At 71.7% G+C, this 18,522-nt stretch carries 14 protein-coding genes and 3 tRNA genes; 2 read left to right on the top strand and 15 right to left on the bottom strand.

Annotation, left to right across the window (positions count from 1 at the left end):
- The first annotated feature begins 52 nt into the window (after positions 1-52).
- A complete protein-coding gene (locus tag ACWEMJ_RS01725) occupies positions 53-316 on the top strand; it encodes a hypothetical protein (protein ID WP_452134921.1) in 264 nt (87 codons plus the stop codon).
- A gap of 137 nt (positions 317-453) precedes the next feature.
- On the opposite strand, the gene ACWEMJ_RS01720 is transcribed toward ACWEMJ_RS01725, so the two are convergent.
- The 15 genes from ACWEMJ_RS01720 to ACWEMJ_RS01650 all read right to left on the bottom strand — a co-directional run bounded on the left by ACWEMJ_RS01720 (position 454) and on the right by ACWEMJ_RS01650 (position 17,177).
- A complete protein-coding gene (locus tag ACWEMJ_RS01720; protein ID WP_452134920.1) occupies positions 454-3,231 on the bottom strand; it encodes a ComEC/Rec2 family competence protein in 2,778 nt (925 codons plus the stop codon).
- A gap of 210 nt (positions 3,232-3,441) precedes the next feature.
- The gene (locus tag ACWEMJ_RS01715; RefSeq protein ID WP_452134919.1) at positions 3,442-4,647 is read right to left on the bottom strand and encodes a helix-hairpin-helix domain-containing protein; all 1,206 of its coding nucleotides are present in this window, start codon (positions 4,645-4,647) and stop codon (positions 3,442-3,444) included.
- A 112-nt stretch (positions 4,648-4,759) separates the two neighbouring features.
- Positions 4,760-5,692: a DegV family protein gene (locus ACWEMJ_RS01710; protein ID WP_452134918.1), complete on the bottom strand. Its 933-nt coding sequence runs from the start codon at positions 5,690-5,692 to the stop codon at positions 4,760-4,762.
- 117 nt (positions 5,693-5,809) lie between these two features.
- A complete protein-coding gene (locus tag ACWEMJ_RS01705) occupies positions 5,810-6,577 on the bottom strand; it encodes a hypothetical protein (protein ID WP_452134917.1) in 768 nt (255 codons plus the stop codon).
- Positions 6,578-7,067: 490 nt separating this feature from the next.
- Entirely contained in the window at positions 7,068-9,941 is a 2,874-nt protein-coding gene (gene leuS, locus ACWEMJ_RS01700) for a leucine--tRNA ligase (RefSeq protein ID WP_452134916.1), read from the bottom strand.
- A gap of 345 nt (positions 9,942-10,286) precedes the next feature.
- Positions 10,287-11,579: a hypothetical protein gene (locus ACWEMJ_RS01695; protein ID WP_452134915.1), complete on the bottom strand. Its 1,293-nt coding sequence runs from the start codon at positions 11,577-11,579 to the stop codon at positions 10,287-10,289.
- A 92-nt stretch (positions 11,580-11,671) separates the two neighbouring features.
- Positions 11,672-11,744 (bottom strand) — tRNA-Ala (locus ACWEMJ_RS01690).
- Between the two features lie 170 nt (positions 11,745-11,914).
- Positions 11,915-11,987 (bottom strand) — tRNA-Ala (locus ACWEMJ_RS01685).
- Between the two features lie 38 nt (positions 11,988-12,025).
- Positions 12,026-12,098, bottom strand: a tRNA-Ala gene (locus ACWEMJ_RS01680).
- A 192-nt stretch (positions 12,099-12,290) separates the two neighbouring features.
- Complete coding sequence (locus tag ACWEMJ_RS01675; protein ID WP_452135009.1) at positions 12,291-12,938, bottom strand: histidine phosphatase family protein; 648 nt, start codon at positions 12,936-12,938, stop codon at positions 12,291-12,293.
- Positions 12,935-13,372 carry a ribosome silencing factor gene (rsfS, locus tag ACWEMJ_RS01670; protein ID WP_030906497.1) on the bottom strand — a complete coding sequence of 146 codons (438 nt, stop codon included), beginning with the start codon at positions 13,370-13,372 and terminating at the stop codon, positions 12,935-12,937. The genes ACWEMJ_RS01675 and rsfS overlap by 4 nt, the downstream gene beginning before the upstream one ends.
- 203 nt (positions 13,373-13,575) lie before the next feature.
- Positions 13,576-15,756, bottom strand: a complete 2,181-nt coding sequence (locus ACWEMJ_RS01665; protein ID WP_452134914.1) for a LytR C-terminal domain-containing protein — start codon at positions 15,754-15,756, stop codon at positions 13,576-13,578.
- 17 nt (positions 15,757-15,773) lie between these two features.
- Complete coding sequence (gene nadD / locus ACWEMJ_RS01660; RefSeq protein WP_452134913.1) at positions 15,774-16,439, bottom strand: nicotinate-nucleotide adenylyltransferase; 666 nt, start codon at positions 16,437-16,439, stop codon at positions 15,774-15,776.
- A gap of 104 nt (positions 16,440-16,543) precedes the next feature.
- Entirely contained in the window at positions 16,544-16,693 is a 150-nt protein-coding gene (locus tag ACWEMJ_RS01655) for a hypothetical protein (protein ID WP_452134912.1), read from the bottom strand.
- A gap of 283 nt (positions 16,694-16,976) precedes the next feature.
- The gene (locus tag ACWEMJ_RS01650; protein WP_452134911.1) at positions 16,977-17,177 is read right to left on the bottom strand and encodes a hypothetical protein; all 201 of its coding nucleotides are present in this window, start codon (positions 17,175-17,177) and stop codon (positions 16,977-16,979) included.
- 270 nt (positions 17,178-17,447) lie between these two features.
- Here ACWEMJ_RS01650 and ACWEMJ_RS01645 point away from each other — a divergent pair, with 270 nt between their 5' ends.
- Complete coding sequence (locus ACWEMJ_RS01645) at positions 17,448-18,521, top strand: M48 family metallopeptidase (protein WP_452134910.1); 1,074 nt, start codon at positions 17,448-17,450, stop codon at positions 18,519-18,521.
- Position 18,522 lies beyond the last annotated feature (1 nt).

Raw genomic sequence — 18,522 nt, 5'->3', positions numbered from 1 at the left:
CACGAAGCGGGGCCGCCGCCGCACCACCTGGCGGGCTGGGGAGAATATTGGCGTGATCAAGAACAATGACCGTCAATTGCTCGTCCTTCCTGACCGCGACGCGGCGGATGAGGTTGCCGAGGAGTTGAGTGCGCGCTGGCCCGACCTGGGCGAGCTGGAGGTGGTCCGGGACTCCCTCGCCGGCGAGGACGACGCCGAGGATGCCCAGTGGATCGTGGTCGTCGAGGCCCCCGAGGACGAGGGCTGGACGCCGAAGCTGCTGTCCGAACTCGACCGGCTCGTCGCCGAGCAGGACGGGTGGCGCGAGCAGGACTGACCGTTCGGCCCCGGCCCGGCCCTCATGCCCTAGTTCCCGCCCGAGCGAGGTGAACCCACCCGCTCGGACGGGCGCTGAGGCCGCACCTTCGCGGGCCGCCGGCACACGCTGCCGCCGACAGTCTCGACTGCTCGGCATCAACCGCGCACGGGGCGCTGGTGGGAGGCCACCGCCAGGGTGAGCGCATCCCCCACCACCGCGATGTCTCCCACCCGGTCGGTGCGGACCACCGTGGCACCCAGCGCCCGGAGTCCGGCCATCGTCTGCGGTGCCGGGTGCCCGTACGGGTTGCCGATGCCGCAGGAGATCAGGGCCAGCCTCGGACGGAGCGTGGCCATCAACGCCCAGTCCTGGTTCGCCGATCCGTGGTGCGCCACCTTCAGGACGTCCACCCGACCCAGCCCGGGAATGCCTGGACCGCCCTGCCGACCGCCCGGGCCGACGGCGCTCTGCCTCTCCGACCAGCCGTCGGACGTCCGGCCCGTACCGCGCACCGCAGCCGACACCGTCCCCACCAGTGGGGGCGGACCGCGCTCGTCCGGGTAGGTCGGCGGCGGCAGACCGAGCGTCAACAGGGCGGCCTGGGCCGGCGGTTCCAGGTCACCCAGCAGGGCGACCCGAATCTGGGCGGCGGGTGGGCCGAGGTGGGCGAGGATCGCGATGCTGGAGTTGTTGGGGCCGGTCGCGTCCGGCGCCGGTGGCGAGGTCGGCCACACCACTTGCCAGGCGAGTTGTGCGCCGGCTGTTCGCCGCTCGCCCCGCCGGGCCCTGACCACCGGTACCCGGTCGTCGGCCGCCCAGCGCAGCACCCGGCTCTGCTCGCCTTCGGGCTCGTCCGAGGTGGTCACCTCGATCGCACCGACCGCCCTGCCACGCAGCACCCCGGGGACGCCCTCGACGTGATCGGCGTGGAAGTGGGTGAGGACCAGAACCGGCACCCTGGTCACCCCGAGTTCCCGAAGACAGGCGTCGGCCGACTTCGGGTCCGGCCCGGCGTCCACCACCACCGCGCTGCCGGGCTCGACCGGCAGGACGGTCATGTCGCCCTGCCCGATGTCGCACATCGCCAACCGCCAGCCCTCGGCCGGCCAGCCGGTCGCGAACCGAGTGACGATCGCCGGGCGCAGCAGGACCACCGGCAGGAGAACGGCGAGCGCGAGCACGGACCACATCCTGAGCCGTCGTTGCCGAAGCCTTCGTCCGCCGAACAGCGGCGGCGCCGCCCAGGCCAGCGCGACGATGACCACCACCAGCAGGACCGAGCCGAACAGCCCGGCGGGCCACGCGAGTTCCGCACCCGGAAGTTCGGCACCCCGCCGCGCCACGGTGGCCAGCCATCCGACGGGCAGTGCGGCAAGGTCCGTCAGGAACTCGGCCGCCTTCGCGGAGAGCGGAGCGACCGCGAGCGCGCCGAACCCGAGCAGGGTGGCGGGCGCGACCGCGATCTCCGCCAGCAGATTGCACGGAATGCCCACCAGACTCACTCGCGGCGCCAGCAGGACGGTGACGGGCGAGCAGAAGGCCTGCGCCGCCGCAGTGGCCCCGACCGCCGACGCGAGATGGTGGGGCCAGCGGCGCGCGCGCAGCGCGGCCGTCCACCTCGGACCGAGAATCAGCAGCCCCGCCGTGGCGAGTGCGGAGAGCAGGAATCCGAAGGAATGGGCGAGGTAGGGGTCGACCAGGACCAGGATCAGTACCGCACCGGCCAGCGTGGGCAGTCCTCGTCTCGGCCTGCCCGTGGCGAGGGCCAGAAGTCCGATCAGGCCCGTCGCTGCCGCTCTGAGCACGCTCGGGTCGGGTCGGCAGACGGTGACGAACGCCAGCGTCAGCCCCGTTCCGAGCAGCGCCGTGGTGCGAAAGGAGAGGCCGAGGAACCCGGCGAGTCCGCCGCGTCCGGGCGCGTCCGGCTCCGTCGGGGTGCCTCCGACCAGAACGGCCAGGATGATCGCCAGGTTTGCCCCGCTCACCGCCACCAGGTGTCCGAGATCGGTGGATCGGAAGGCATCCGCCAGGTCGTCCGGAAGCCTCGTCACATCGCCCACCACCAGGCCCGGAAGCAGACCTCGAACGTCCGGCGACAGGTGGTCGCAGGCGTCGCGAAGTCCCTTGCGGAGCTGGGCGGCAAGGCGTTGCGGGAGGCTGGGCGGTGCAAGGATTCTGGGCTGCCCTTGCGGGGCGAGCAGCGCTGCCGAATCGGTCCGGGGCCGCGCGGCCGACGCCTCGCCGGTGGGCGGGGGTGTCTGCCGCTCCGGCAGCACCTCCGCCTGCACCTCCAGCCGGGTGGAAGGGACCAGTTGCTGCCACTGCTCCGCGTCCTGGGAGCGGATGAGCAGCGTGACAGGCGTTCTCGTCGCGGTGGAGACCTGGCTTTCCTTCCCGACGCCCGCACCTGGGCGAACTCGGGTGACCAGCGCGGCGACAGTGAGAGTCGGCTGGGAGAGGGCGCTTCCCCGGGTCTGCGCCCCGTGCAGCTTGGGGTCACCGGTGATGGTCGCTTCAACGGTGATCTCGGGGTTGGTGGTCCGGCTGCCTCCGGAGCCGGACCGGGTCGGCCGCTCGGCCTCGTCCGAACGCTTCTGCGAGCTGCTCGGGGAGTCCACGGATGTCGGCGTCGGACGGGCGAGGGCGGGCAGCGGACCACGGTGCAGGTCTGCGGTGTGGAGGACGGTGGTGGTGGCCGCCGCCGCTGCGGTGAGCAGGACGGCGGCCGCGAGCCGGTGGATCGAGCGGCGAGATCCCTTCGTTGTGAGGAGGCCAGCGGCGGTCACGCCGCCCACCAAGGCGCCCAGGAGCAGCGCCGGATGGTGCCGGCCGTCCAGGTCGAGGACGGCGGCGGTGACCAGCCATGCGGTGACGGCCGGGAGGAGGAGCCGGTAGTCGGCTCGGTCGGGGATGGCAGCGGGCAGGGCCGGCATGGGCACCTCCTCTCGGTGAGTTCGTCGGTCGACTTGTTGATTTGACGGTCGGCAGCGTGACGGAACGGCGTTCCGGAGCGACCGGGGCGGGTCGGGGACAGAGCATCGGGCGAGCGGCCGGGCTTCCCAGGCGGACAGGAAGCAGGGCTTCGCTCAGCAGAAGGGCTGCTGGACCATGGGCAACCTCCTTGCGGGAGACGGTCGGTGGGATCACAAGGTCAGGAGTGGCTTGAGGTCCTCGTACTTGCGGGGGCCAATGCCGGGGACGTGACGGAGTTGGTCGAGGGAGTGGAACGGGCCGTGGCTCAGGCGGTACTGGAGGATGCGTTGCGCCAGGGCCGGCCCGACACCGGGCAGTGAGTCGAGTTGTTCGGCGCTGGAGCGGTTGAGGCTGAGGGGGCCGGCGGGAGCGGCAGGGGCACCGCCGGTCGGGTTCTCGGCGCCTACCAGGATCTGTTCTCCATCTGTGAGTGGGCGGGCGAGATTGAGGGCGTTGGTGTCCGTTCCGGGGATCGGGCCGCCTGCGGCGGTGAGTGCATCGGCGACCCGTGAACCTGCGGGGAGGGTTCGTAGGCCGGGGTGCTCGACTTTGCCGGCGATGTCGACGACCAGGGACGTTCCGGCTTGCTGGTGAGTGGGTGCTCCTTCCGTGAGCGGGTCGGCGGTGGACTCGGTGATGGAGATGGCGGGGACGGCGACGGGGTGCGGCCGCCCCAACCAGAAGTGCTGCGCGGCGTAGCCGATGGCGAGGACGAGCAGAACGGTGAGGCCGAGAACGGCGCGGCGGTCGAAGGCGATGGCTGCGGGGAGGCGGAACCGCAGCGGTAGTCGCGGTTGGTCGGTGTGGTGGGCCACGGCTGTGGGTTCGGGAATCGGTGGCGCATCGGGCGGGGGTGGCGGATCCGGGTGCAGCGGGAGGTCGGCCCAGTTGTCCGTCTCGGCGTCAGGAACGGTTGGCGCCGACGACACGGTGTCGGGCTTGGCAAGGGGCGGATCTCGCTCCGGAATCGCGCCGGGCCGACCTGTGGGCCGCCCGTAGGCCGGGTCGGTCAGGGCCTGAACGGCCGTACCGGGCGAGCGCTCGGGCACCTCATACAGCGCCAAGATGCGCGCTGACGGCAGTATGTGCGGCGGATCAGGGGCAGCCGTCGCAGCTGCCGCCGCCCGCTCCGACTCGGGAGCGGTTCCTATTCTTTCCTCCACCTCGCTCGCGCACGCCGCTGCCTCATCACCGCCCGCCTCGGCCGGCCTGACGGCCCCCGGCGCCCCGGCCGTCGGCTCGGGAGCCAAGCCGGGAGTCGGCCCGGATCGGTGGAGGTCTGCGGGTTCGGCAGGCGGAAGGAGCAGGTCGAGGCGGGCGCGGGCAGTGGCGGTGGTCTGACGGCGGCGGGCCTGGGGTGTGGTGATGGTCCTCATGGCGAGGACAGTAGGGCCGACCTGGCATGCGGTCAGGAAATTGGCCCACCCCTGTGGATAACTCGGGCCTGTGGACAACTCTCGTCGCTCGGACGAGTGCGTTTGGTGTCGTTCAGCGTGGGGAGGCGAGGACCGGCGCCACCACCACGGCCAGCAGACCGGGGCCGACGTGCGCACCGATGACAGCGCCGACTTCGCCGACGTAGAGCTCGTTCATCGCCGGCACCCTCTCCCGCAGCCGCTCGGCCAGCTCCACCGCCCGCTGCTCTGCGGCAAGGTGATGGACGGTGATGTCCACCGACTGCGCCCCGGCCTGCTCGACGGCGATCTCCTCAAGCCGGGCGATGGCCCGGGATGCGGTGCGGACCTTCTCCAACGGCTCGATCCGGCCGCCGGTCAGGTGGAGCAGAGGCTTCACGGCCAGCGCGGAACCCACCAGAGCCTGGGCGGTTCCGATCCGGCCTCCGCGCCGCAAGTGCTCCAAGGTGTCGACGTAGAAGAAGGCCCTGGTGATTTCGGCGCGCCGCTCGGCGGCGAGGACGACCTGGTGCAGGTCGGCTTCCGTGCCGCCGCTGCCGCCGCCTCCCTCGATGCCGGCGTCACCGGCTGCCGTCTGCGCCCGGCCGCTGTCGAGGGCGTCGGCAAGTTCGGCGGCGGCCAGCACACAGCTCCCCATCGCCATACCGACCAGCCGACTGTCCACCACCCTGACGGGGACGGGTGCCGTGGCGGCCGCCAGCTGGGCCGCCTCTGCCGTACCGGACAGCTCGGCGGACAGATGGATGGAGACGATTCCCCGAGCACCGGCCTCGGCGGCGGCCCGGTAGGCCGCGGTGAAGGTCTCGGGGCTCGGCCGCGAGGTGGTCACCCGATGCTTGGCCCGCAGGGCCTCGGCGACGTCCTTCGGAGAGATCTCGACGCCTTCCGCGAAGACCTCGTCACCGACTGCGACGCTGAGCGGTACCACCTGGATGCGATGCCGGTCCACCGCCTGTTGGGGCAGATACGCGGTGGAATCCGTGACAATCGCGAGGTGGCCGAGCATGAGCCGGAGGTTACCCTCCGCAGGGCCAGGATGACAGTGCCCGTCCTGTGCCGGTTTGACCTCAACGGCAGGGGGTAACCCTCTGGTCGCGGACAGTACCCATCGCGTGACGCGGGGTCAGCGGTGGTTGGGTCCGGCGGGGTTCGGCTTGCGGAGACGGTCCGCGAGACGGGAGAGCGGCTCGGCAGCAAGCCCGAGCAGTTCCTCGGCACTGGTCTGGCGTCCGGCGCCGATTCCCTTTCGACGGTCGGCGGTGCCGTCGGCGGAGGCGGCAGCAACCCGGGCATCGGCGGCGGCAGCGGCTTCGGTGCCGTGGTCGGCGGCGGGCTCGGCAGGGGTCCAGTGCCGCAGCGCTCCGGCTTCGTCCTGGCACTCCTTGCTGAGGTGGGCGAGCTCGTCGTCGGCGAAGCGGCGCATGCGGTCCTGGGCGGCCCAGCGCAGGGAGTCCGCGGAGTGCGTGATCCGCTCGGTGCGCTCGCGCAGTTCGGGGAGCTTGGCGGTGACGCGGCTGGTCATCGGTTCGCGTTCCAGCAGGCGCAGCTCGGCGTCGAGTTCGGCGGCGTGCGAGTCGAGCCGGGCAAGGAGCTGGAGCGCGTCACCGAGCTGGCCGTCCTGCGGGAGGCCGCCCTGCAGGACCTGGCGGGTGGAGTCCAGTGCGGTACGCAGGGAGAGCCGGAGGCCGGCGATCCGGCCCTGGTCGCCGGGCTTGGTGATGCTCTTCGCCCTGAGGGTGGCGTTCTCCACCGCCCGCTGGGCGTTGGCGCTGTGCCGCTCGACCTTGGCGGCCACGGCCTTCGCCGCCTTGACCGTCCCGACCACCGCCATCACCAGCAGCGTCACCCCGAGCAGCGCAACCAGCGCTACGACGACACCGAGCGCTTCCATCGGGAGCCCACCTTCCGCCCGTGACCGGCAGCGGTCCGCCGAATGCGGCCCGCCCTGTCCATCGGTCTCCACCGTAGCTCGGCCCGGCGGCCGACAGCAGACGTTCAACCGCCCGGAGAAGGGAGATCAGGGACAGCTCAGGGATATCCCCCAAGCGATCACCCGGAGACCGCCGACGCCTACCCCACCCAGCGCCCCTACGAAGAACGGAGCCACCGTGTTCGAGCTCTTCCCCTCCTCCCCGCCTGCCCGTCGAGTCCGTCGGATCTCGGGAATCCGAGGAGTCCCGGACGTCCGGCGCGCCGGACGAATGCCACGCATGCCACGAATCCGAAGCGCCCTGCTTCTCGCCTTCGTCCTCGCCCTTGTGATCCCCCTCGCCCTGCCCGGGAAGGAGGCCGCAGCAGGTCTGCGGACGGCGAAGGGCCGGCCGCCCCATACCCGGGGCAACCGGCCCTACCGATCCGGCTGCACGCCGGCAGAGGTGACGTCAGCCGGTGACGATGTTCACCAGCTTCGGGGCGCGGGCGATGACCTTGCGCACCTCTGCGCCGCCGATGGCCGCGACCACGGTCGGGTCGGCCAGGGCCAGCGCCTCCAGCTCGGCGTCCGAGATGGACGGCGCGACCTCCAGGCGGGCCTTGACCTTGCCCTTGATCTGGACGACGCAGGTCACCGTCTCGTCGACCACGTACGCCGGGTCGGCGACCGGGTAGTCGGCGAACGCCAGCGACTGCTCGTGGCCCAGGCGGCGCCACAGCTCCTCGGCGATGTGCGGCGCCAGCGGGGCGATCAGCAGGACGATCTGCTCGGCGACCGGGCGCGGGGTGGAGCCGCGCTTCACCAGGAAGTTGTTCAGCTCGATGGCCTTGGCGACGGCGGTGTTGAACCGCATGCCGGCCATGTCGCCGCGGATGCCGTCGATCGCCTTGTGCAGCGCACGCAGCGTCGCCTCGTCCGGCTCCTCGTCGGTGACCACCAGCTCGCCGGTGACCTCGGAGACGATGTTGCGCCACAGCCGCTGCAGGAAGCGGTAGGAGCCGATCACGGCACGGGCGTCCCAGGGGCGGGAGACGTCCAGCGGGCCCATCGACATCTCGTACAGGCGCAGCGTGTCGGCACCGTACTCGTCGGCGAACTCGTCCGGGGCGATCGCGTTCTTCAGCGACTTGCCCATCTTCCCGGCCTCGCGCCGGACCTTCTCGCCGTTCCAGAAGAACTCGTCGTCGATCTCCTCGACCTCGGCGGCGGGCACCGGGAAGCCCCGGTCGTCGCGGAAGACGTCGGCGGTGATCATGCCCTGGTTGAACAGCTTGTGGAACGGCTCGACCGAGGAGACGTGGCCCAGGTCGTGCAGCACCTTGTGCCAGAAGCGGGCGTACAGCAGGTGCAGCACGGCGTGCTCGGCGCCGCCGACGTACAGGTCGACGCCGCCGGCCGGCTTCTCGGCGGTCGGGCCCATCCAGTAGGCCTCGTTGGCGGGGTCGACGACCGAGGCCGAGTTGACCGGGTCGATGTACCGCAGCTCGTACCAGCAGGAACCCGCCCAGTTGGGCATGGTGTTGGTCTCGCGGCGGTAGGTCTTCGGGCCGTCGCCCAGGTCCAGCTCGACGTTGACCCAGGCCTCGTTGCGGGACAGCGGGGTCTTCGGCGAGGAGGTGGCGTCGTCGGGGTCGTAGGTGTGCGGCGAGTAGTCGTCGACCTCGGGGACCTCGACCGGCAGCATCGACTCGGGCAGCGCGTGCATCGCGCCGGTCTCGTCGTAGACGATCGGGAAGGGCTCGCCCCAGTAGCGCTGGCGGCTGAACAGCCAGTCGCGCAGACGGAAGTTGACGGTGCCTTCGCCGATGCCCTGCTCGGCCAGCCAGGCGGTGATCCGGGCCTTGGCGTCGACCACGGACAGGCCGTTCAGCGAGACACCGTCGCGCTCGGAGTTGGTCAGCACCGAGTCGTAGGTGTCGAAGGCGTCGTCCCAGCCGTGCGGGTCCTCGCCACGGCCGTCGGTGGGCCGGACCACACAGCGCATCGGCAGGTTGAACGCCTGCGCGAAGGCGAAGTCACGGCTGTCGTGCGCCGGAACGGCCATGATCGCGCCGGTGCCGTAGCCCATCAGCACGTAGTCGGCGATGAACACCGGGATCTGCTCGCCGCTGACCGGGTTGGTCGCGTAGGCGCCGGTGAACACACCGGTCTTCACCTTGGCGTCGGCCTGCCGCTCCACGTCGGACTTGGCGGCGGCCGCCGCCCGGTAGGCGGCGACGGCCTCGGCCGGGGTCGCGGCGCCGCCGGTCCACTCGTCGCGGGTGCCGGCCGGCCACTCGGTCGGGACGACACTGTCGACCAGGCCGTGCTCGGGGGCCAGCACCATGTAGGTGGCGCCGAACAGGGTGTCGGGGCGGGTGGTGAAGACGGTGATGGTGTCGCTGCCGACGGCGAAGTCGACGCGCGCGCCCTCGGAGCGGCCGATCCAGTTGCGCTGCTGCAGCTTGATCGCCTCGGGCCAGTCCAGCAGGTCCAGGTCCGAGATCAGGCGGTCCGCGTAGGCGGTGATCCGCATCATCCACTGGCGCAGGTTGGACTTGAACACCGGGAAGTTGCCGCGCTCGGAACGGCCGTCCGCGGTGACCTCCTCGTTGGCCAGCACCGTGCCCAGGCCGGGGCACCAGTTGACCGGCACCTCCTTGGAGTACGCCAGCCGGTAGTCGCCCAGCACCTCGTCGCGCTCGACGCCGGTCAGCTCGGCCCAGGCGCGGCCGCCCGGCACCTCGCGCTCGCCGGACTCGAACTGGGCGACCAGTTCGGCGATCGGACGGGCCTTGGCGGCGTCCTCGTCGTACCAGGAGTTGAAGATCTGCAGGAAGATCCACTGGGTCCAGCGGTAGTACTCGGGGTCGATCGTGGAGATCGACCGGCGCGAGTCGTGGCCCAGGCCCAGCCGGCGCAGCTGGCGGCGCATGTTGGCGATGTTGTCCTCGGTGGACACCCGCGGGTGCACGCCGTGCTGGACGGCGTACTGCTCGGCGGGCAGGCCGAAGGCGTCGTAGCCCAGGGTGTGCAGCACGTTGTGGCCGGTCATCCGCTGGTAGCGGGCGTACACGTCGGTGGCGATGTAGCCCAGCGGGTGGCCCACGTGCAGGCCGGAACCCGACGGGTACGGGAACATGTCCATGATGAAGCTGTGCGGCTTCGCGGCGACGGACGTCCCGTCGGCCAGCGGGCCGACCGGGTTGGGGGCGTTGAACGTCCCTTCCTTCTCCCACAGGTCCTGCCAGCGGGACTCGATCTCGGCGGCCAGCGCGGCGCCGTAGCGGAAAGGCTCGGTGGCGGCTTCGGCCGCGCCGGAAGCGGGGGTCGTCTCGCTCATGGTCCTTCAGGCTCCATCGTCATCAGTCAGCGAACAGGCCGTAGAAAGCAGAAAGCCCCTCCGCAGGAGGGGACGCCACGCCGACTCCGGCCCTCGGGCCGGTCCTGGTCAGCGCGGCCGGCTAAGAAGCAGGCGCACGGTTCGCATGGGCTCAGGGTACCGCACCCCTTCAACCCCCTTTCGCGTCACCACGTCAACATCCCGACCGCGCTGACGGCCTTCTCCACAGCAGCGCCTCCGACCGCGCCCCCGCTCCGCTCCGCAGCAGCGCCTCCGACCGCGCCCCCGCTCCGCTCCGCAGCGGCGCCCCCGGCCACTCCCCCAGTCGGCTGGCCCGCGCTCTCGCTAGGCCTCCGCCCGCATCGCGGTGTCGAACTCGCGCAGGGCCCGCGCCACGCGGGCGGACTGCATGCCGGCGGCGAGTCGGCGGGCCAGGTCGGCGGTGTGCTCGGCGTCCTCGCGTTCGCCGGTGCGGCGGTAGGAGTCGGCGAGGCGCACCATCAAGAGCGCCTTGACCCGGGCCCGTTCCGCCGTGAGGTTCTCGATCGCGCTCCGCAGCAGACCGCGGGCCTGTTCGTGGTCGCCGAGCAGCAGGAAGCCCTCGCCGACCATGCCCTCCAGGTCGGCCCACTCCTGGTCGTGCCCGTCCAGCCCCTCCAGCACCCGGAACGCCCGCTCGGCGACCGCCTCGGCGCTGATCTGCTCGCCCTTGCGGCCGTGCGCCCGGGCGATGCGGCCGAGTTGCAGTGCCCGGTCACGAGGTGTCAGCTCGCCGTCGGCGGCGCGCAGCGCGGTGGACAGCATCGCGACCGGGTCCAGGCCGCGCCCCCCGGAGTTGTAGGTCGCCTGGACGGCGAGGCAGCCGACCACGCCGACGCCGAGCCGGGAGTCGCCGGAGACGTGGGCGGCCCGCAGGGCGGCGACGAAGGCGCGCTGCGCGGCGGCGTCGTTGCCCATGTCGTAGTTCGCCCAGCCGACCAGCCGGGCCAGCCGGCTGGCGGCGCCGTACAGTTCGCGGCCGAGCGGCTCGTCGTAGCTGCCGAGCTCCAACAGCTTCCCCACCATGGCGAGTTCGGCCTTGGCGAGGTCGAGGATCAGTCCACCGCCGTAGGCGCGTTCCAGGCGCTGCTTGGATTCGTAGGACAGCCGCAGGTCGGCCAGCTGCTCGGGGGCGATCCGCAGCGCGCCCTCGCCACCGGTGACGGGCGGCGGCGGGGAGGCCCAGTGCCGGGCCGCCTGCTCCAGTTCGTCGCCGCGGAACAGGTCCGTCAGGCGCACCGGGGCGCCGTCCGCGCCGGCCTCACGGAGCGCGGTCTGTGCGGTGTCGGCGGTCCACGGGTCGGTCAGCAGCCGGGGCGAGAGCATCTTGGCGCCCCGGTGGGAGCCCATCTTTCCCCACAGCTGCTCGTACGTGACGGCGATGCCGACACTGCGGCCGAGGACCTCGCAGACGGTCTGGTCGTGCGGCGAGCGCGGCACCATGCCCCGGTCGCGCCACTTGTAGGGCGCGGTCGAGCTGATCGCCATGCCAGGCGGCAGCACCGCGTTCACCTCGCGGGCCAGCCGCTCCGGGCTCCATCCGAGCTGGTGGAGTATCCGGGCGAGCTCGTCGTTCCGTTTTCGCACCAGATCGGCCATGGCACGACGGTAGCGGCCTCGCGCCCCGCACGGCAGAGGAGCCGGGTGAACGACCGAAGGCCGCCCCTCGCGGGACGGCCTTCGGACTACTGTGGAGCTAAGGAGAATCGAACTCCTGACCTATTGCATGCCATGCAATCGCTCTACCAACTGAGCTATAGCCCCATGTTGTTGTTCCTGCCGCCTTCGGTTTCCCTTGCGGTTCCCCTTGGCGACATCGACAACTGTACACGGTCGACGGTCCAGGCCCTAATCCGTTCCGGGCACCCTGAAACCGGCCCCGAGCACGCCGAAGGCCGCCACCCGTCTCGGGTAGCGGCCTCGCGGAACTGCTGTGGAGCTAAGGAGAATCGAACTCCTGACCTATTGCATGCCATGCAATCGCTCTACCAACTGAGCTATAGCCCCGCAACACTGACGACCACTCACGGACCATCGGTGCGGAGTGGAGCTAAGGAGAATCGAACTCCTGACCTATTGCATGCCATGCAATCGCTCTACCAACTGAGCTATAGCCCCGCAGTTCCGCGACTCCCGCCCCCGGTTTCCCGTCTGCGTTCTTCGCTGCGAACGAGGAAGACTCTAGCTGGTCAGAGCCGGAACTGTGAAATCCGGGTCGGGAGACCCTCCGCTCCCGACCCCGGTCAGGCCTCGCGCCCCGCCGGCGGCGACGACGCAGGCCATACCTCCGGCCGTGGCTCGGGCCACGCCTCAGGTCTCGTCACCGATGACCGGCTGCGGGAGGGTGCCCGCGTTGTGCTCCTGGAGCCGCCAGCCGCGCGCGTCCTGGCCGAGCACCGACCAGCAGCAGTTCGAGAGACCGCCGAGGCGCTCCCACAACTGCGGTTCCATGCCCAGCAGTCGGCCGATCATGGTGCGAATGGTGCCGCCGTGGCTGACCACGACCAGGGTGCCGCCCTCGGGCAGCTTGTCGACGGCGTCCAGCACCACCGGGACGGCCCGGTCGGCCACCTCGGTGGAGAGTTCACCGCCGCCGCGCCGCACCGGCTCGCCACGGGTCCAGGCCTCGTACTGCTCCGGGTACCGCGCCCTGATCTCCGCATTGGTGAGCCCCTGCCACTCCCCCGCGTAGGTCTCACGGAGACCCTCGTGGTGGTGCACGTCCAGGCCGGTGAGCGCGGCCAGCTCGGCGGCGGTGCGCCGGGCTCGCGTCAGGTCGGAGGAGATCAGCAGGTCGGGGCGGAGCGCAGCGAGCAGCCGGGCGGCCCGCTGTGCCTGGAACACCCCTTGCTCGGTGAGCTCGACGTCAGTGGTGCCCTGGAACCGCGATTCGAGGTTCCAGGACGTCTGGCCGTGCCGCCAGAGGACGATGCGCGGCCCCGCCGCCGAGCGGCTCAGAGGTCGCCCCCGGAGACGGCGTTGCCGGCGGCGTCGGTGACGGCGTTCTCGGGCCGGTTGCGGGTCGCCAGCGCGTCCTCGGGGAGCGGCAGCTCGGGGCAGTCCTTCCAGAGGCGGTCGAGCGAGTAGAAGGAGCGCTCCTCGGAGTGCTGGACGTGCACCACGATGTCCAGGTAGTCGAGCAGGATCCAGCGGCCCTCGCGCTCGCCCTCGCGGCGCACCGGCTTGGCGTCGAGCTTCTCGCGCAGCTGGTCCTCGATCTCCTCGGCAATGGCGCGGACCTGGCGGTCGTTGGCGGCGGAGGCGATCAGGAAGGCGTCGGTGATCGACAGCACCTCGCTGACGTCGAAGGCGATGATGTCGTGCGCCAGCTTGTCGGCCGCCGCCTGCGCGGCGACGGTGATCAGTTCCTGGCTTCGGTCGGTGACGGTCACGATGCTCTTCCGGATCGGCTGTGGGGATACCTTCCCAGGATCTCACGAACACGCCGGAGCCCCGGAGCGATTTCCGCCCCGGGGCCCCGACCGCCCGACCGAACCTCACGACCGACCCGCGCAACCGGACCGCACCGCAGGCCCGCAGCGTCGCCACCGGCCCGCACCGCAGGCCCGCGGCGTCGCCGCGCCGGCCCGCGCCGCTACTGCCCCTGCCGCTGCGGCGGCTGGTAGTCCTTGCCGAGCACCAGCACCAGGTCCGCGTTCTGCGCCTCGGTGACCTTCTTCACCACGGTCTCCGGCAGCCCCAGGCTGGTGGCCAGGGTGCGTGCCGCGGCCTGCTTGGCGTCGTCGGTGTAGCGGATCTCGGACGTCGCCTGCGCGGCCGCCTTCGCGGTGGACGGCAGCGGGTCCATGCCCGAGTTGGTGACGACCACCTGGGCGGCGGCCGCCGCGGTGTCGTTGCCGGAGGCGTTGACCACGGTGACGCGGGTGCTGCCGCCGCTGCCCTTGGCGCTGCCGAGGGCGCCGCCGAGGATGTCCTTCACCTGCTTGCCGGCGGTGGCGTCGTCCAGAGTGCCGTCCGGCTTGGCGGTGAGCAGGGCGGTGGCCAGGTGCCCGGCCTTCGCCTGCTTGGACAGGTTGACCAGCACGCCCGCGAGGGCCTTCTCCGGCAGCGACGGGTCGGCGACGGAGCCCATCCGGTGCACGTCGTCGGTGGCGTCCTCCAGGGTGACCGGCATGGTGTTGATCACCGCCGCCATCACCTGCCCGAAGCGGGCGAGTTGGGCGTCCCGGCTCTCACCGGGAGCCTGCAGCGTCGCGTAGTCGACGGCGGCGCGGCCGCTCAGCAGGATGTCCTTGCCGGCGGCTGCGGTCACCTTGCCGTCGGGCTTGTTGTTCTCGCGCACCTCGGCGTTGGTGTCCACCCTGATCCCGCCGATCTGGGAGACCAGCACCTGCAGGAACGGGGTGTCCAGCCGCCAGGTGCCGGCGACCTTGGTGCCGAGCACGGAGGAGATGCCGTCGCGGGTGGCGGAGGCGCCGACCGCGGTCAGGGACTGGCCGACCGTGGTGCTGGCGGTGTCGCCGTTGCTGGGCAGTTGGAGGGTGTCGGGGAGCAGCAGCACGGTCGCCTTCTGCCCGCCCTGGTCGTCGACCAGCAGCGCGGTGCTGACCTTGTTCTGCGAGTCGATCAGGTGCACCACGTTGACGAACCGGCCGCCCGCCGCCTTGGTCGCGTCGTTGGCGTCGCCGAACTTGCCGGACCACCACAGGTAGCCCACCGCGCCGGCCGCCAGCACCGCCAGCACCACCACCAGCGCGATCACCCGGTTGCGCAGCCGTCGCCGCCGCTCGGCCCGGACCTCGCTGCGGGACTCGGCGAACTTCAGCCAGTCGATGGCGTCCTCGGAGCTCTCCGTGGCCTCGTCGACGAAGTTGAACTCACCGGTGGCGTACGAGTCGGCCGCCGCGGTCTTGGCCCGTGCGGTCGCCGCGGCCGCCCGCCCGCCGACCAGTTCGGACGGCTCGGCCGGCTCCTCGGCCTCCGCAGCCGCAGCCGCAGCCGCAGCCGCCGAGGACGTGGCCGCCCGCCCCCGGGGCGGCATCCCCGCGGCAGCCGGCGCCGCGACCGGACTCACCGGCGGCACCACCCGCCCGGCCGGTCCGGCCTGCGACGGCACCCGCCCGTCGAGCCCGCGCCCGTCGAACGGCCGCCCGTCGAGCACCTGCCCGCCCTGCGCGGACCCGCCCTGCACCTGCCCCCCGGGGCCCTGCGGCTGCTGCTGGAGGAACCCCTGCGCAGGCTGCTGTCCGTAGGAGGACTCACCCGCCTGCTGCCCGTAGCCGCCCTGGGCCGACGGCTGCCCGCCCTCCGGCCGACCGCCGAACTGCTGCCCGTACCCCTGCTGCCCGTACCCCTGCTGTTCGAAGCCTTGCTGTTCGAACCCCTGCGCCTCGTAGCCGGGCTGAACGTACCCGGCGGCCTGCTGCCCGTACCCGGACTGGCCGCCGCCGTAAGGATCCTGCGTGTACGCCCCGTGCTGCCCGGACTGCTGCGCCCCCTGCTGGTCGTACTGCCCGTAGGAGTGCGCCTGCCCGCCGTACGCCTGCTGCTGCCCGTACCCCGAGGCGTCGTACCCGGAGGCGTCGTACCCCGACGCGTCGTACCCGGCGGCCCCGCCCTGCTCGAACGCCTGCTGCCCGAAGTCCTGCTGCCCGAACGCCTGCTGCTGGTACGGCAGTTGCTCGTACCCCTGCGGCTCGGACGGCTGCGCCTGCTGCTGCTCGTACCCCTGCGGCGGGTAGTAGCCGGGCTGCTGCTGGTAGGGCGGTTGGGGCTGGCGGCCGTACCACTGCTCGTCGTCGGACGTTCCGGTCATGCCTTCCCTCCCGGGGATCAGGGCCGGGCCGACGCGTACAGCGCCCGCTTGTGGATGTAACGGACCACGCCGTCCGGCACCAGGTACCAGATGGGTTCGCCCTTGGCGACGCGCATCCGGCAGTCGGTGGAGGAGATGGCGAGGGCGGGCACCTCGACCAGCGAGACGCCGCCGACCGGCAGGCCGGTGTCGGAGAGAGTATGGCCCGGCCTGGTGCAGCCGATGAAGTGCGCGAGGTCGAAGAGTTCCTCGGAGGAGTGCCAGGAGATGATCTGGGCGAGGGCGTCGGCACCGGTGATGAAGAAGAGCTCGTCCCCGGGGTGCAGCGCCTGCAGCTCGCGGAGGGTGTCGACGGTGTAGGTGGGGCCGTTGCGGTCGATGTCGATCCGGCTGACCGAGAACTGCGGGTTCTCGGCGGTGGCGATCACCGTCATCAGGTAGCGGTCCTCGGCCGGCGAGACGTCCCGGTCGGACTTCTGCCAGGGCTGCCCGGTGGGGACGAAGATCACCTCGTCCAGCTGGAAGGCGCTGGCCACCTCGCTCGCGGCGACCAGGTGGCCGTGGTGGATGGGGTCGAAGGTGCCGCCCATCACTCCCAGCCGGCGGCGCCCACGCGGCGCACTGGCCGGCGCGGGGGTGCCCGACGCGGTGTCCGTCCCGGAGGTGTCGACCTGCTCTCTCATGGCGCCACACCTTACGCGACCCGGGTGTCCCGGGGTTTCCGCCCGTTCGCGGGCCCCGGGCTCTCCGTGTCCGCCCCCGCGCGGGGGCGGCGGCGCGGCCGGGGTCAGCGGTCGCGGTTGAAGCGGGTGGTGACGAACAGCAGCAGCAGCAGGATGAACAGAGCCGCGCCGCCCGTCAGGTAGGGGTTGAGGCTGTCGTGGTTACCGCCCTCCTCGGCGAGGTGGACGAGGGTGGGCAGGGCAGCAGTGCTCATGATCGGCGGGACCTTCTCGGCTCGGTGTGAGGACCAGGCGGTCACGGACCGTGCGGCCCGCGGGCTCATCGTACGGGGGCCTGACACGCAACCGCGCGGCGGCCCACCGCGTCTGACCGGTCGTGAGCGGTCCCGGGCCCACCACCCGATCGCCGACCTCGCCCACCACCCGGTCGCCGATCTCGCCCACCACCCGGTCGCCGATCTCGCCCACCACCCGGTCGCCGACCTCACGGCCCGTCGGTCGCCGGCCTCGGCGACCGGGGCGGCGACAGCCCGGGGCTCAGCCCTGCTCGGCCGCCTCGGCGCGGGCCCGCTCGCGCTCGGCGTCGCGCTTGGCGCCGTCACGGCCGGCCCGGGCGATCGCCCACACCAGCAGGCCGACCCCGACGAAGGAGGCGATCAGGATGATCCTCAGGAACAGGCCGGGGCCGTTCTCGCTGGAGATCGGTCCGGCGAGCTGGACCAGGTCGGCAGGGGACATCACGGGCTCCTTTTCGGTACGGCACCAGCCAGGGTAGACCCGTTTACCGCCAGGCCCGCCCCGCACCCCGCCCGGCGGGGCCACCAACCATCGAGCACACCGGCGCCCCACCCGACCGTCCGGCCCCCGCTCGCAGCCGCCCGCTGCTCGCCGAGGCCGACCGCGTACCGTGGCGCCCGGGGACGAGTTCGGACAGCGCGACGTTATGAGGAAAGCAGCGGGGGCCGGCCACGGGAGCCGGTGCCGGCGTCGAGCCAGGAGAGGTACTCAATGACCGACATGACCAAGGACAACACGCCGAGCCGCCGCCGCCAGCGGTTCCCGGAGATCTCCACCCGTGCCTGGGAGCACCCGGCGGACCGTTCGGGGCTGGTGGCGCTGCGCAAGCTGAGCGGTTTCGACGACATCCTGAAGAAGCTGGCCGGCCTGGTCTCCGAGCGCAGCGTCCGGCTGATGTTCCTGGCCACGGCGGTCAAGACCTCGGAGCGGCAGTTCCCGGAGCTGTACAACATGGTGCGCGACGCCGCGTACGTGCTGGACCTGGACAAGGTCCCGGAGCTGTACGTGACCCAGGACCCGAAGGTCAACGCGTACTGCATCGGCATGGACACCCCGGTGATCGTGGTGACCACCGGCCTGGTGGACCTGATGGACGAGGAGGAGCTGCGCGCGATAGTCGGCCACGAGGTCGGTCACGCGATGTCGGGGCACGCCGTGTACCAGACGATGCTGCTGATCCTCACCAACCTGGCGGCCCGGATCGGCTGGCTGCCGCTGGGCAACCTGGCGATCACCGCGGTGATCACCGCGCTCAAGGAGTGGTTCCGCAAGGCGGAGCTGTCCAGCGACCGGGCCGGTCTGCTGGCCGGTCAGGACCTGCAGGCGTCGATGCGCGGCCTGATGAAGCTGGCCGGCGGCGCGAACATGGCCGAGATGAACGTGGACGCGTTCCTGGAGCAGGCCGCGGAGTACGACAAGGCAGGCGACCTGCGCGACAGCGTGCTGAAGCTGCTGCAGGTGCTGCCGCAGACCCACCCGTTCGCGGTGGTGCGGGTGGCGCAGCTGAAGAAGTGGGCGGAGAGCGAGGAGTACCGCTCGATCCTGGCGGGCGCGTACCCGCGTCGCGGCGACGACCCGGACGCCTCGATCGGCGCGCAGTGGAAGGCCGCCGCCGACTCGTACTCGCAGTCGGTGAAGGAGAGCAAGGACCCGCTGATGGGCCTGCTGCGCGAACTCACCAACGGCGTCGGCACGGTCGGCGGCAAGCTCCGCGACACCTTCACGGGCGCCGGCCGCAGCAACGGCAACGGCAACGGCGCGAGCGCCGACGAGCAGCAGGACTGAC

The organism is Kitasatospora sp. NPDC004531, from assembly GCF_053602195.1.
Note: the sequence above shows the minus strand (reverse complement) of the source record. Positions and strands in the feature narration are given on the sequence as shown.